General features: G+C 67.8%; 10 protein-coding genes and 1 pseudogene. 5 read left to right on the top strand and 6 right to left on the bottom strand.

Features of this window, described 5'->3' with window-relative positions; all coding sequences use genetic code 11:
• Positions 1 to 225 precede the first annotated feature (225 nt).
• Positions 226 to 1,605, top strand: coding sequence for a Mu transposase domain-containing protein (locus ACI797_RS19125; protein ID WP_456860378.1), 1,380 nt, complete (start codon positions 226 to 228; stop codon positions 1,603 to 1,605).
• The gene (istB, locus tag ACI797_RS19120; RefSeq protein WP_456860376.1) at positions 1,602 to 2,447 is read left to right on the top strand and encodes an IS21-like element helper ATPase IstB; all 846 of its coding nucleotides are present in this window, start codon (positions 1,602 to 1,604) and stop codon (positions 2,445 to 2,447) included. The genes ACI797_RS19125 and istB overlap by 4 nt, the downstream gene beginning before the upstream one ends.
• A gap of 128 nt (positions 2,448 to 2,575) precedes the next feature.
• On the opposite strand, the gene ACI797_RS19115 is transcribed toward istB, so the two are convergent.
• The 4 genes and pseudogenes from ACI797_RS19115 to ACI797_RS19100 all read right to left on the bottom strand — a co-directional run bounded on the left by ACI797_RS19115 (position 2,576) and on the right by ACI797_RS19100 (position 6,207).
• The gene (locus ACI797_RS19115; RefSeq protein WP_456860374.1) at positions 2,576 to 2,941 is read right to left on the bottom strand and encodes a histone-like nucleoid-structuring protein Lsr2; all 366 of its coding nucleotides are present in this window, start codon (positions 2,939 to 2,941) and stop codon (positions 2,576 to 2,578) included.
• A gap of 825 nt (positions 2,942 to 3,766) precedes the next feature.
• Positions 3,767 to 4,066 carry a hypothetical protein gene (locus tag ACI797_RS19110; RefSeq protein WP_456860372.1) on the bottom strand — a complete coding sequence of 100 codons (300 nt, stop codon included), beginning with the start codon at positions 4,064 to 4,066 and terminating at the stop codon, positions 3,767 to 3,769.
• A gap of 769 nt (positions 4,067 to 4,835) precedes the next feature.
• A pseudogene (locus ACI797_RS19105) lies at positions 4,836 to 5,309 on the bottom strand (transposase); the annotation flags it as partial.
• A gap of 310 nt (positions 5,310 to 5,619) precedes the next feature.
• Complete coding sequence (locus tag ACI797_RS19100; protein WP_456860370.1) at positions 5,620 to 6,207, bottom strand: DUF6642 family protein; 588 nt, start codon at positions 6,205 to 6,207, stop codon at positions 5,620 to 5,622.
• Between the two features lie 334 nt (positions 6,208 to 6,541).
• Between ACI797_RS19100 and ACI797_RS19095 the strand changes: the two genes are divergently transcribed.
• Positions 6,542 to 7,570, top strand: coding sequence for a hypothetical protein (locus ACI797_RS19095; RefSeq protein WP_456860368.1), 1,029 nt, complete (start codon positions 6,542 to 6,544; stop codon positions 7,568 to 7,570).
• 470 nt (positions 7,571 to 8,040) lie between these two features.
• Here ACI797_RS19095 and ACI797_RS19090 read toward each other — a convergent pair whose 3' ends face one another.
• The gene (locus ACI797_RS19090) at positions 8,041 to 9,405 is read right to left on the bottom strand and encodes an endonuclease domain-containing protein (RefSeq protein WP_456860366.1); all 1,365 of its coding nucleotides are present in this window, start codon (positions 9,403 to 9,405) and stop codon (positions 8,041 to 8,043) included.
• A gap of 779 nt (positions 9,406 to 10,184) precedes the next feature.
• Here ACI797_RS19090 and ACI797_RS19085 point away from each other — a divergent pair.
• Together ACI797_RS19085 and ACI797_RS19080 are read left to right on the top strand one after the other, a co-directional pair.
• A complete protein-coding gene (locus ACI797_RS19085) occupies positions 10,185 to 11,474 on the top strand; it encodes a phosphoribosyltransferase-like protein (RefSeq protein ID WP_456860477.1) in 1,290 nt (429 codons plus the stop codon).
• 185 nt (positions 11,475 to 11,659) lie between these two features.
• Positions 11,660 to 12,781, top strand: a complete 1,122-nt coding sequence (locus tag ACI797_RS19080; RefSeq protein WP_456860364.1) for a reverse transcriptase family protein — start codon at positions 11,660 to 11,662, stop codon at positions 12,779 to 12,781.
• Between the two features lie 605 nt (positions 12,782 to 13,386).
• On the opposite strand, the gene ACI797_RS19075 is transcribed toward ACI797_RS19080, so the two are convergent.
• Positions 13,387 to 14,709: a DUF2254 domain-containing protein gene (locus ACI797_RS19075; protein ID WP_456860362.1), complete on the bottom strand. Its 1,323-nt coding sequence runs from the start codon at positions 14,707 to 14,709 to the stop codon at positions 13,387 to 13,389.
• Positions 14,710 to 14,797 lie beyond the last annotated feature (88 nt).

Genomic DNA, 14,797 nt, shown 5'->3' with positions numbered 1-14,797 from the left:
CCCTGGACTTCGACTGTGCACTCGGCCGGCATGGGCCGCAGTATGTCCGAGCCCCCACGCTCGTCGTAGTACTTGCCGTGCGCGTGCCTGATGGCGCTCAGCTGAACTTCCCCAGACCTGCTCACTGAAAGTCCCCACCCGTGGAGCTCCGCCAGAGACGGCGGGGGCCCCTTCGAGGATGGCGGTCTCTGACCACCGCACCACCTCGAAGGAGCCCTGCCTCTCATGCTCACACGGGGGGACGACATCGACGTACCCGCGCTACGTCGCCAGGGCTGGACGATCTCGGCGATCGCCCGGCACCTGGGCCATGACCGCAAGACCATCCGCGCCTACCTGGGCGGCCGCCAGGCCGGCGTCCGGGCCCCGGCCGGCCCGGACGGGTTCGCCCCGTTCGTCGACTACTGCCGCGCCCGGCTGACCGAGGACCCGCACCTGTGGGTGATGACCCTGTTCGACGAGGTCACCGCGCTGGGCTACGACCGCGCCTACTCCACCTTCACCCGCCAGCTGCGGGCCCGGAACCTGCGCCCGGGGTGCGAGCCGTGCGCCCCGGCCAGAGGCCGCCCGGTCGGGGTGATCGAGCACCCGGCCGGTGAGGAGACCCAGTTCGACTGGATCGAGCTGCCCGACCCGCCGCCCGGCTGGGCCGCGGCCGGCTACGGCGCCAAGGCGTTCCTGCTGGTCGGGGCGCTGGCCCACTCCGGCCGCTGGCGCGGTGTGCTCTGCTCCAGCATGGAGCAGTCGGTTCTGATCGACGCCCTCCACCGGGTCTGCGCCGCCCTGGGCGGGCTGACCTGGGTCTGGCGGTTCGACCGGATGCCCACGGTCTACCATCCCGCCTCTGGGCGGGTGACCGCGTCGTTCGCCGCGGTCGCCAAGCACTACGGCGTGCAGCTGGCGATCTGCCCGCCGCGGCGCGGTAACCGCAAGGGCGTGGTGGAGAAGGCCAACCACACCGCCGCCCAGCGGTGGTGGCGCACCCTGCCCGACGAGATCACGCCCGAGGCCGCGCAGGCCGCCCTCGACGAGTTCTGCGCCACCCGCGGCGATGCCCGGCTGCGCACCCTCGGCGGGCGGCGGGGCACCGTCGCCAGCTTCCTGGCCGCCGAGCGGCTCGCCGCGCTGCCGGCGCCGTTCCCGGCGGTGCTCACCGCCGAACGCAAGGTCTCCGCGCAGGCACTGGTGGCCTTTTGTGGCAACTTCTACTCGGTGCCCCCGGAGCTGACCGGGGCGACGGTGACGGTGACCCACCGGCTCGGCGCCACCAGCATCGACATCGCCACCGGCCCTGCCGACACAGGCAGCAGCCGGCCGCCGACCGTGGTCGCCCGGCACCGGCTGGCCGGCGACGGGGCCGGGGTGATGATCCGCGACCACGGCCACGTGACCGCCCTAGAGACCGCCGCCCTGGCCGCGTTCTCCACGGCCCCGCCGTACCGGCGCAAGCAGCGCATCCCACCCGGCCCGGCCGCCCGGGCCGCGGCCGCCGCCCTCCGCCAGACCACCCCGACCACTGCGGCGCCCGCCGCTCAGGACGGCCAGGTCGTGATCGATCTGGCCGCCTACGACCGCGCCGCCCGAGGAAGGAACACCCTCCGATGACCACCCCAGGCCCGGCCGAGCCGAGCACGCCCGCGCCGCAGACCGTGACGCAGCCCAGCGTCTACCAGCAGCTACGCGGGCATCTGGCCACGCTCAAGCTGCACACCGCCGCCGAGCAGCTGCCCGCCGTGCTCGACGCCGCCCGCACCAACGGCCTCAGCCTCACCGCCGCGCTGGAGCGGCTGCTGGCCCTCGAGGTCGACGCGACCGAGGCCCGCCGGCTGGCCGGCCGGCTGCGCTTCGCCTCCCTGCCCTCGGCGGCGAGCCTGGACGACTTTGACTACGACGCGGCCCCCGGCCTGGACCGCGCGCTCATCGCCGAGTTGGCGACCTGCCGCTACCTGGAGACCGCCACCAACGTGCTGCTCATCGGCCCACCCGGAGTCGGCAAGACCCACCTGGCCGTCGGCCTGGCCCGCGCCTCGGCCCAAGCCGGCTACCGCACCTACTTCACCACCGCCGCCGACCTGGCCGCCCGCTGCCACCGCGCCGCGATCGAGGGCCGCTGGGCCACCACCATGCGCTTCTACGCCGGCCCCACCCTGCTCGTCGTCGACGAACTGGGCTACCTCCCATTGCCCGGCGAGGCCGCCTCGGCGCTGTTCCAGGTCGTCTCCCAGCGCTACGGCAAGACCTCGATCGTGCTCACCACCAACCGCGGAGTCGCCTCCTGGGGCGAGGTCCTCGGCGACACCACCGTCGCCGCCGCCATGCTCGACCGCCTCCTGCACCGCTCGGTCGTGCTCAACCTCGACGGCGACAGCTACCGGCTACGCGACCACCACGCCCGCACCGACACCCTCCGCCGCGCCACCACCGGCACCCGACGACCGCTAACCTGACCCCGCTCTCAGGTGGGGACTTTCGAGGAGCACCCCTGGGGAGATTCGGTGGCGCCATCATGCCAGCTCGGTGGCACTGAGCTGGTGCACGACTCAGCTCAATGCCACCGGGTTCGGGCGGCCCCGGGCTAGTTGCCAGCGGCCTTGAACTGGTCGATCACCGACTGCGGGATGCGACCGCGCTCAGACAGTTGCACCTTGTTGGACTTCGCCCAGGCGCGCACGGCCTTCGGGTCGACGTCGGACTTGGAACGCGACCGTGAAGGAGCAGCCGCAGTTGTGCGGGTACGCGGCGATGACTGCCGGCCACCGACATTCCGAGCCGCCTTGATGTAGCGATCGAAGGTCGCCCGCAGCTCGTCGGCGTTCTCGTTGGTCAGGTCGAGCTCGTAGGACTTGCCGTCGAGGGAGAAGCTGACGGTCTGGCCGCCGCCGTCCTCGATATCCGTGCCGTCCAGGTCGTCGACCAGCTTGGTGATAGTCCTCTGAGCCATGTCGCCGACATTAGCGCGAAATGTCAATAGGCAGTAGGTATTCTGCTAAAACGGGTGACGCCGCACACAGAGCCGCTGTAAGGGGCTTTCCGGACCGCGCAGGCTCTTAGTCGCTCTCGGCGCCCTTGTAGCCGTCCACGGCGCTGTACGAAAGCCTGGCGATAGTTTTATCAGCCAACCGCGGGGCGTATCGGGCGGCACGTAGGGCCTCGATGAGTGCTCGACCAGGATGACCCTCGCGTTCACCTTCTCGGCGTAGTCGAGCGGGCACTGGCGGGCCGACGTGACCACACGACCGAGCCAGGCAGCCAGTACATGCGGCTCTTGCCTGAGCACCGGTCCGCAGGCTTGGCAGCTAGAACGTCGCACAATCTACATTCGCGGACATAGCTAACAGGGGTCGCGTGGGGATTGTGCGCCAAACGGCCTTGTCAAGGGCTTCGCCACAGCCCGTCGACCTCTGTCGCGGCCGCCTATTATGCCATAACGCGCGAGACATGTTGTACTAGTGGAGTCGCGCGACCGACAACTCCCGTGAACTATCGCTGCCGGTCTCGTTTGTATAGTAACTCGATGCGATCTACGTCCTTTGCTGCATCGACATGAACGTTGGCGCGGTCGAACAGTTCCCAGCCTTGCCGCCCCAACTCATTTGATACATGAACGATCCAGTTGGCGCCCTGATTCAGCCGCTCGTCTACCCGGCCGTCTGGCAGAACTATGGTCACAGTCCAAGTCCATCGCCTCTCGAAAAGAGTGCCGACCTTAACCTCGTGGGACACTTCCCGACCTTCGACAAGAAGATACTCCCAATTGGTCGCCATGTCAGAGCAGAAGCAATAGGTTTATAGCGCTGCTGTCATCTTCTTCATCGTCTTCGCCCTGATCCTCGTCGACCTGTTGCCAAGGCTGGCTGGCTGGTGACTGGTACGACGGCGGCTGTGTCATGGTCATGAACTCGTCGAAGCGCATGGCCATGCCTTCACCCAGGTTGACCCAACCACCACCAGCGACATCCATCTCACGGATGCGTCCGCCAGTCGCGGGGTCGATCAGGTCACCGATAGGGTCCCGCCGGTCCCAATCGGGAGGGATCATCCCGCCCTCGTAGCCGTCACGCCGCATGGGTCCTCCACTGGTTTGTGAAGCGCACCCTAGCGTCAGGACTGGTCTGACGGCCCTACCTGAACGGCTGGCCGCCCGGCCTTCAAGATCTGGTCAGTAGCCCCGAAGACCTGGCGGCTCGAGGCGCTCACGGTCTCGGCACGCGCTGCTCTGTGGTGCGGAGCCGTAGCCGCGAGCGGCGGACAATGCACGGGGGGTCAACAAGATGGTGTCGCGGGAAGGGGGTCGAGGGCACGCGCGCTCGGGCGGCGCGGTCCTCGCCAGCGGTAACGAAATCCGAAGTGCCGCCGTGCCGGAACACTGGTCGTCAAGCTCGAGCAGGGCGCCCACAGGGCTTGAGTGTCCCGGCTGAGTTCCTCATACGCCCGGCGTCGCTCACGCCCAGCCTGTGGGTCAGGTCCACCAAGAGAGCTCGCTCCGCTTCGACGGCCCGCAACACGAGCGTGTCCCGGCCCGCTGGCAGCAGTGCGGAGACGTACGGCGGCGACGCCAGCGGCAAGGTCGATCAACCTCGTGGCCAAGTCGCGTGGGGCGATCTGGACTTGTTGACCGGCCGCCTGGAAGGCGGCTACGTGTAGCTCGATGCATCTCATGAACCGACGCCTCTGACTAGCGACAGGCGTAGCTGTCGCATACTCCTAAGTGACACCACGGTGGCGGAGGACACATGGACGGCTGGCGCTGGCGTTGGACATGGACGCGAACCCGGCCATGGGCTCAGTTGTCACTTGGGACTGCTGCAGCTTCGGTTGACGGTGGTTGGGACTGATCATGCCGCCACGGCGGCCTGGGCGGTGAAGGCCAGTTCGTACTCGACCGGGGTCAGCTTGCCCAGGGCGCGCTGCCGGCGTCGGCGGTTGTAGGTGTGCTCGATCCAGAACACGACGGCGGCGTGGAGTTCGTCGCGGGTTCGCCAGCGGCGGCGGTCCAGGACGTTCTTCTGCAGCAGTGCGTGCCAGGACTCCATCGCGGCGTTGTCGCCCGCGGAGGCGACGCGGCCCATCGATCCCTGCAGCCCGGCGGCGGTCAGGATCGCGCGGAAGGATCGTGCTCGGAACTGCGACCCGCGGTCGCTGTGCACGACCACCACACCCGTGGGCCGGCGGCGGGCCACGGCCGTGCGCACGGCGGTGACTGCCAAGTGGGCGGTCATCCGCTCGTCGAGGGCGTGGCCGACGATGCGGTTGCTGAACAGGTCCTTGATCGCGCAGCAGTACAACTTGCCCTCGGCGGTGGGGTGCTCATGGCGGCGGCCGCGATCACCCGGCTCGACGAGCTCAGCTGTGACCGCGTGGGCCTGGACCGGGCCAACAGCGGCGAGCCCCTTCGGCGGGCGAAGGACGGCGTGGTGAGTGCCTGGGCAGCGCTGGCCGAGGCCCAGCGCGCGCACGGCCTGGGAATCCAGGGGCCATCCTCACTGGCGAGGGCCATGTCACCCGGATGCCGTGGGTGCCGCGTGACCCAGCGCCCGTTTGCAAGTTGAGTGCCGCAGTGTGGTCGCCTCGGCTGCGTCGGGCGGCCGACACGGCCGGAGTGCCGCGGCCGAGACCGCGTCAGCTCGCCGCGCGACGCGTAGGGGAGGCCCAGTCCGCCGTGGCGAGGCGCAGTCCCAGCGTGTCGACGAAGTACGGATGGCGCTTGCACAGACGGGCGTACAGCTTCTTGACGTCAACGCTGTCCAGCAGCTCCGGGAGCAGGGTGAAATCGAAGGCCGCCGACTCGGCCCAGTCCACCGTCCGCGTGTACCCGGCGATCGCCCATACGCCGGTCCGGGCGGCGAAGTTACGCAACTCCTCGTCGGGCGCGGCCAGGGTGCCGCAGGCACCGAAATAGATGGCCCGGCCAACAAGCTGGCGAGGGGTCAGCTCCGCCAGCTGGGCCAGCGTCACCTCATCGCGCCCGAGCTCCAGCCGGCCCCTTCTCCCGTGGTACGCCAGATAGGCAACCGGAAAGCTGTCGTAGCGGCTCCCCGCCCACTGGCCGAAGTAGTGCGCGAACTCGTCCCGGGTGGCGGCGTTGCGGTGAATGAGCCGCGCGCCTCGCATGGTCGTGAACATGTCGAGCCCAGGTCGAACGCTGAGCCGGTCGGTGAGCGAGTCGCTCCAGTCGCCCTCTAGGCAGAAGATCCCCGGTGCTCCCATGCCTTCAGCATCACGCACCGGCTGGGTCGAGCCCTTCCGGGGTCGCCCGCTTCCAGTCTGATGCACCCCAGGCCGAGCGGTACATCGCCCAGGCCCCCGTTGCCTGAAGACGCTGTTCCGCGCAAGGTCTGATCGAGGCTCTCACTCGCCGGGAAGGATGAGAGTCAAGGCGGCACGGCGAAGCGCCCGATGTCAACGATGTCGCGAGAAACCTGTGAACGGTTTTCCGCGACGCCGCGGGTGAGCGGGTGACGGGAATCGAACCCGCACAGTCAGCTTGGAAGGCTAGCCGTGCTAGCTGGCCCGAGTCGAAGGCGACATGTAGGTGATGAGCATGGCCGTAATAGCGATCTTCGAGCTGCCCGTGCACATTTGGATGACGTGCGACGCGCTGGGTGCCACCTACCCCACCGGCTACGGCGACCTTCGGTTCAACGTCGTGATGCCCCAAGCCCGGCCACCCGTTGGCGATCCCCCTGACCTGCCGGGCATGCCGCCACAGGAATCGGCGGGCGGGCAGGTCGTCTGGGCGCAGGAGTACGGCGCGTTCATTCCCGAGTCACTTCGGCCAGCCACCGCCCTTCATCGCGTAGTCCTGACCGAGGTCGAGGGCCCAAGCTATGACGACCACAGGTCGTGGTTCACCCCAGAGCATCAGCTCGCCGAGTACGTCAACCGATGGTTCGACGACGTGCGCACATGGGCTGAGGTTCTCACCGGGCAGGACCTCGATCCCAATCACCGTGTCTACGACGCAGAGTCGGTCGGCACCGGGCTCACCTTCGTCGAGCCGCCCCACGATGGCGCTCTGGGCCTCCAGATAACGACGCCTAGGGTCCTTCCACTGCGTGCACAGGAATGGGCCGCCATCCTCGGCTTCGTCCGGGACGGCGAGGAGCCGCCCCTCGAAGAGGTGCTGAGCCGTGACGCACGAGCTGCACAGAGACGCAACGCCAACCGGCGCGCGATCATCGAGGCCGCCACCGCGCTCGAGATCGTCCTGGGCCGACACATCCGTGCCCTGGCTGACGAGCTGCCAGATACCCAGCGAGGACGCATCAACGAGCGGACAGCTCTCGGCACTTACGTCGCGATCGCCGAGCATTCCCGCCTTCAGCTCGCTGTTCCGGTCGACCGGCTGCGCTGGCTGAAGCAGCTGCGCAACGACGCCGCTCACCGCGGCGCGGCACCAAGCCCTTGGGAAGCTGCCGATGCCGTGCAGGTGATGATCGACTTCCTCGGCGTTCACGGACAAATCCGCCGGACGCGCGAAAGCGAGCCTGACGGTGGGGAGTTCACATTGATTAACCGGGAGAGCGCCGACATGGATGATGACTCTCCGTCTAGAAGACCGGAGCGTTGAGACGGCGTACAGCGCCGAAATCAGCACCGGAGTATGCCTTCCTGAGGCCGCCCTCAAGGTCCTCAGAGCTCCTCATGCCCTCGGTCTGGACGGGGCCATGAAGTGGTTGCAGTTGTGGTTGCAGTTGACCTCGTCCGCCGAAGCGCTCTGACGGTCGCCACAGTACGAATGAGCACGTCAACTGGCTTACGGAACATCTGCGAACCTCTGCGAACGCGATCATGACGGCCTGGCAGTGGGGAGTGCAGCTCGACCGAGCTGTGAGCGCTGTCGGATTCCACCGGGGGCGGCGACTGCTATGACGTCGTCACGAGCGGCGGTGGGCATCTGAGGGTCACGTGACTCGGTCGTCGTAACAACGGTTTGTGAGCGCCGCGGGCGGCTGGGGCACGGGCGACATGCGCACCGGGGGCGAACGATGTCCTGAAGGCGGCCTTACGGACACTGCGGGCGCTCGGCGGCTCGGTGCGTCACCGGCGTGGCTGTGCGTAGAACTGCCAGCCGTACGGAGCGGCGGGCGGTTCGGCGACATACGTGCTCCACACGTCGCCCTGGAAGCCGGCTTCCCACGGCTCGCGGACCGTGTTGCAGTAGGCACACAGCAACCCTCGCACCAGGCCAGTGTCGTGATAGTGGTCCACGTGCGCAGGCACGGCGAGCAGACCTTCAGGCACGGCGCTTCCGTAGACGCGCTCCCAGTGATAGCGCCGGATGGAACACATGGCGCAGCGTCCCGCCTGACGGGCGAGGAGGACCTCCCACACGACCGGGCGCGGTGGTCTGGAACCCGCCTGCCACGCGGAGGTGTCGGTCGTGACCGGCTGCCGCTGCAGGGAGGGGTGCACCCACCGCCAGCCGCCGTCCGCGGGCACAGCCGGCTGCAGCGGATCAGCGTCGATCACTGCCGGCACGGCCAGGCTAACCCACGTCGCCCATGCATCCTCGTCTGCCGCGGCGCTGTCCCATGCCCGCCGCAGACGCGGCAAGGTCAGATCCGGGGCCAGAGACGCGCCGGCGAAGGTTGTGCGCACGGCGGCGGGAATGCCGGGGTCCGCCACGCTGTACCCGCAGACGCCGAACCCGGCGGTGTTCAGGCGCGGGAAGGCCGCCAGCCCGTCGGCCAGGAGGTTCCGGACGAAGTCGGCCTCCGACCACGCCTTGAGCGCGGCGGTACGGACACGGCGCTCGAGCATGAAGCGCTGCGGCTCGGGCCAGCCTTGCGCCTGGGCGATCTCGAGCTCGGCGCGTTGGTACCACTTCCGCGGCGGGATCGAGGGTGAGGTGCGCGGCTGTACGGGCTCCAGTGGCTGGTTGGACCAGGTGGAGGCCCCACTCGCTACCGGGAAGAACGATTCGATCACCCGGTGAGCAGTTGCGTCAGTCGGAGACTGCGACCTCAGCAGGACGGCAAGAGCATCTTCGGCTAGGGCACCCCCCCACCCGCGCTTCTCGGAGGCCCTGTAGATGACCTGCAGCCTGCTGCAATCGTCCAGGGTGAGCAGGCCGTGGTCGCGGAGGATGGCCAGCGTCACCATGTACCAGTCCAGCCCTTCCAGGCTGAACCGCCAGGTGTTGCGAATCCGCTCGGTGAGCATGAGGACGCGCAGGCCGCAGCTGGAGCACAGCAGGTCGGTGTCCCGGTGCGGGCAGATCGTGCAGGCCACTGCGGTGACCATCGCGCACAGCATCGGATCCACGCATTCGATGTAGGACGGGTAGCACTCCCCGCAGCAAGCGTGCAGTGCCGGGGTGACCGCCTCCGGTGGCCGCGCCGGATCGGCGAGGTCACCCACCCACACCCGCTGCTGAGGTTGGAGGGCGCCGGCGCCGCTCACAGCGCCGCTCCGTCACGCGACCAACTGGATCTCAGGAGGAGCCGTACGCGGCGACTGGGGGACCGTAGACCGACCAGAGTGGTCGCGAGGTAGTGCCCACCTGCCGGCCCCCGTTGGGCTTCCTCCCGTTCATTGGTATCCACGGCTCGAAAAGCTAGCCGCGCAGTACGACAAGATCGGGCGGTACCGAGCAGCGCCGCCCGCTTCGGCTCCGGCTCCGGCTACCGACAAGTCTGGAGGTGTATAGCTGACGGGGTACTTCGCTTCAGCCACTTCGTGGGGCCAACAGGCGGCCAGCAAAGGGAGCGCGTGACCCAGTCGGGTCACGGACCGGTCCGGCGCGCCCGAAGGGCTCGTCACCAGGCTGTCTTCGCCCGAGCGCGTGACCTATACATGACCCCACGCAGCGGAAAACAGAGGTCTAAAGGGGTCAAGAAACGGACCCGCTAGGCGGGCTCCACTACTTCTCCAGACAACAAGAAGGCGGCTTGACCAGCCCTTTCGTGTGGAGCGGGCGACCGGGATCGAACCGGCATGGCCAGCTTGGAAGGCGGGACCGACCGAATCATCGCTGCAGGTCAGACGCTTGACGTGTCCGACTGCAGCGCCCGCGTGACCCATGCTTGACCCATGCGCGACCGTGACTGCTACTCGGGCCGCTCCGGGGCGTCGTCCGACGACGCGGTGGCACCGCCCAGCATGGCGCCGCGGACGTGAGCGGCGATGGCGGCGGCGCAGATCCGCGGACCCCGGGAGATGATGCGCAGGTGTCCCACGTGATGCCGAGCCAGACCACCCGGGGACGGGACTGGCTAACGAACTTCGCCGACACCGAACGGACCCCGATGGCATTGCTGCTCGACAGCTTGCAGATCGTCAGCCCGACAGCAGTCAACTTCGGTCTTAAGACGCAGATCGAGTCTCTTGCGCCGGAGCTGCGGCGCGGCGGCACCGGTCTCCTGGTACCTGTCCTGTCACTCAGGGACATTGACCGAGCCCTCGAGCAAACCCGTCGCCGAGACGAAGAGACGGAGGCCCTGCCGTCTCCGGTAGAAGTGCCTCCGAGTCACCGCACGCACACAGCGTGGGGCACCTACCAGCCCGGCATGCCTATCTCTGCGACGCCTGGGAGTGAAGGCCCGGTCGGCAACCTTGTCCGCGACCTGACCGGCGAGCGTCCGGGCGAAGAGCCATCTCACTGGCTGCATCCCGCCAGCGATGTCGACGCATTGCGTGACCGCAAGTGTCGCCTACTCGTGCTGGTTACTGACTACTCAGGTTCTGGTACGCAGGTTACCCGCTTTGCTCGGACCTTCGTACGCAATGAGCGCATCCGGAGTTGGCGGTCGTTCGGCTGGCTCAAGGTAGTCGTCGTCGCCTATGCGATGGCCATGGACGCCCGTAGGGCTTGCACTGCTTCCAAGTATGTCGATCGCATCACCGCTGCAATGCCGGCTCGCTCCTTCGAAGATGCAGATTGGACGCCGTCGGAACAGGAAGAAATCCGACGGATCTGCCGCCACTATGTGCCGCGTAGACAGCGCCGCGCAGCATTGGGCTTTGGAGGTAGCGCCGGTCTCTTTCTGACTCACACGTCCGTGCCGAACAACATCCCAATGGTTCTCCGCCGCCAGCCACCTGGCTGGCAACCCTTCTTGGTGGGTTCCGACGGGCGAACGGTGCCTCAAGACCTCATCTCCGAGTTGAAGGACTATCGGCCACCAGAGCGGAATCTCGTTGCGGTCGCCGAAGCGTCGGACCAGTTGCGCCTGGCCCGAGCCATCGAGTCTGGCCGCCTGCGAACCCCCGCCGATCGGCTCGTTGCCTTGCTCGCCCTGGTTGCCCATCAGACCTCCGACGTGCCCACCGTGTCGCACCGCTTGGGTCGACCGGAGGCCGAAATCCAGGCGATGCTCGCCTTCCTGCAGCACGTCGGCTTGGTCGCCGAGGACTTGTCCGTCACCGCGCGGGGCCGCGCCGAACTGCATCACTCCAGGCGTCTTGACCGCACCGCTACAGCCAACCTCGTCGGCTCGGACGAGCCCTACTACCCTCACGCCTTAAGGTGAGGGGGCGGATGGCGAACCTAGCGAAGCCGGTGCCTTGCACTGGCCGATCGAGCCGGTTGGCTCGGGGATCACGCCATGGCGTGATCGACGGACGAGCATCCGCTACGCGTGGCTGGGCAACCACACCCAACCTACGACGACTGGCGGTGTGCTTGCCCATCCCTTCGGGAGTACACCAAAGGTAGATGAGCCAGCCGCCCCCTCACCGATACCTCGCCGGCGGAAAGGCCAACGGGGCATCCGAAACCGTTCTACGGACTGCCCTCGCCCGCATTGCCGAGACCGATGCCCACGACGCGGAGCCAATTCTAAGTCTGGGTCATTTGGCCCATCTCAGCGGCGCCCCTTATCTGTACCTCCGGCAGATCGCTCAGCGGACTATCGACCCATATGTCGATATCACCAGAGCCAAGAAGGCCGGTGGCGCGCGACCCATCTCGGCACCTGAACCGGTCCTGATGGATGTTCAACGGATTATTCTGCAACGTGCGCTGGAAGGCCTGCCCCAACACCCGGCCAGCTTTGCCTACCGCAAGCGGCGCTCGATCGTCATGTGCGCCCAACGCCACGTCGGCGCCCGTTGGCTGTTGAAGTTTGACCTGCACGACTTCTTCGGGCGGATCTCGGAGCGACGGGTGTATGAGGTATTTCGCTCCCGTGGCTATTCAAGTCTCGTCTCATTAGAGCTTGCCCGTCTTTGTACCCGCTCATTCCTCGCGAGTGGCTGGCGAAGACATGGGCGTCGCTACACGGCCGTACCGTCGTATGACGTCGACAGAATCGGCTATCTGCCGCAGGGTGGGCCTACGAGTGGAGCCCTCGCCAATGCCGTCGCCACGCCACTGGACGAGTCTCTCCATCGCTTGTCCTCCCAAGCGGGCTTCACCTATACGCGCTACTCGGATGACCTTGTACTCTCCTCTGCGGAGCCGTTCAATCGAGCAGTCGCTGGTTCGGTGATCGGGGCTGTCCGAAAGACCGTCGCGGACCACAACTTCCGCCTGCATGCCAAGAAAACGCGTGTCGTCCCTCCTGGCACGCGGCACATAATTCTTGGCTTGCTAGTAAGTGACGATGACGTGCGGCTGACCCCCGAGTTTCGACGAAAGATTCAGGTCCACGTTCGGGGGGTTAATAAGTTCGGACTGATGGCACATGCCGACTACCGCAGTTTCCGATCGGTTCTAGCCTTCATTAGCCACGTGGAAGGGTGCCTCGCGTTCGCTGCATCAGTCGAGCCGGACTGGGCTGATCGAACGAGGAATGAATGGCATTCAGTCCTACGCAACCAACATTATCCGATATAGCTCCCGAACTCGTGGACGGTGAGGGTGAATGGCCGGACATGGCCTGGGGTGATGACACACGCATGTGACCAATCATCGGTCGGTCGGGGGCCCCTCCAGCGTCGAGGGCTTCTCCAAGGCCCGCCGCCGGCACAGCCTGCTGGACAACCTCAGCCCGGCGGCTTACGAACAGCTCCTCACGGAGCGACCGACACGGAACGAGGCGTCCGCCTAGCCGGCACATGCATGAGCCGCGCGTCCACATTATCGCCAGCCGCGGACAACTCTCTGCGCTCCCAGCACGCGAGGTCATGGTCGCCGTGGTTGCAGTTCTGGTTGCAGTTGGCTCCATTCGCGGTCGAACGTGGAAGTTCGCGGCGGTTCGAAGTCGCAGGTCAATCGGCATACGGAACGGCGGCGAACCGCCCCGAACGCGATCATGACGGCCTGGCAGTGTGGGGGTCAGGGGTTCGAGTCCCCTCAGCTCCACCCCTCCGACCAGGCCGTTCTCCCTCGGGAGGACGGCCTGAGTCGTCTCTGGTGCCACCGTGGTCGCCACTCGCGGCGATGACGAGCCGGGGCACGCCCGCGCCTCGACGAGTGGGGCTGGCAGAGGTGCGGTCCGCTCAGTACGGTCCCTGCACCGACCGAGGCGCTGGCGCGGCGGTGACGTCCGCACCCGACCCGATGCCCTCGGTGTCCGGGGTGAGCGCCGCGAGGACGTCCTCCTCGTCGTCGTGGGCGCGTCGGACGGCGGCGGTCAGCAGCCGGAGCTGGCGGTCCAGCGGTTCCTGCCGGTCGGGCGCGGCCACGCTCTTGAGGTCGGCCAGGGCCGCGCACATCTTCCGGGTCACCTGCGGCTCGGACGCCCCGGCCAGGCGGATCTCGTCGAACGCCAGCCGCACGTAGCCGTCCCAGCTGACGGTCCGCTCCACCAGGCGCACCACCCCGTCCTCGTCGCGGTGTTCTCCGCAGGGGAGAGGGCGCCCGGCGATCTGGCGCAGCAGGTCGTGCAGCCGGTGCAGGGCCTGGACCGCCGTCGTGGGGTCGTTGAACGGCTGTGCGATCGACCGCACGGCGATGTCGACGAGCTTGCGGAAGCCGTAGGCGAGGTCCTCCGTGTGCACGCGCTCCGGGCCGAGCAGGACGTGGCGGGTGGCGTCGGTGGCCCGCAGTCGACCGGCCGGGCCCCCGTCCGCGCTCACCGGCGACCGGGTGCCCGGATGCACCCGGAACAGCGGCGCGCCGCCGACGACGAAGTCCCCGACGACGGGGACCAGCTCCAGGACGCAGTCCGCCTGTCGGGCCGCGGCGACCAGTGCCGGCCGGTCGACGCGGACCACGTTGCCGGGCTCGGCGGCGACCATCTCGTCCGGGCCACCGGTGTCGACGGGCCGCTCCCCGTGCTCGCGGACGATGAACGCGCGGCTGCGGTCGCCGACGAGGTCGATGAGCCCGGCGACCCGCAGGCCCTGGCCGGCGTGGTGCACGAACAGGACGAGCACCACGATGCTGGCCAGCATCAGGACGTAGCAGAGCAGCATCGCCAGCCCAGGCACCGTGCCGGTGTCGGAGCCGCGGATCTCGCGGAGGGTCAGCACCGCGACCAGGAAGGTCGCGCCGAACAGCCCGATCGCCAGCTGGCTGAACCGGTCGTTGAGCAGCGCCCCCACGATGCGGGGCGAGAACTGCCCCATCGCCAGCTGGACCGCGACCAGGGTGACCGTCAGGACGAGGGAGGTCAGCGACACCATGGCGGTCGCGAAGGAGGACAGGATCGTCTGGGCGTCGGACGGCGTCCCGGTCAGGCTCTGCGGAACCAGCCCGTAGCCCGTCGCCCGGTCCACGGCGAGCGTGCCGACGGCGAGGAGGGCGCCCGCGACCAGGCAGCCGATCGGCAGCAGCCACAGGCTGCTGCGGACGAAGTGCTGGACCCGCAACCCGCTCATGCGCCGGAGGCCGGCGGCCCCGCCGCCTCGATGGACGACTCGTACCCGATCATGGTCTCCCCTCCGTGTGGACGGATGCGCTCCTGCG

The organism is Geodermatophilus sp. SYSU D00691 (assembly GCF_054050275.1).
Note: the sequence above shows the minus strand (reverse complement) of the source record. Positions and strands in the feature narration are given on the sequence as shown.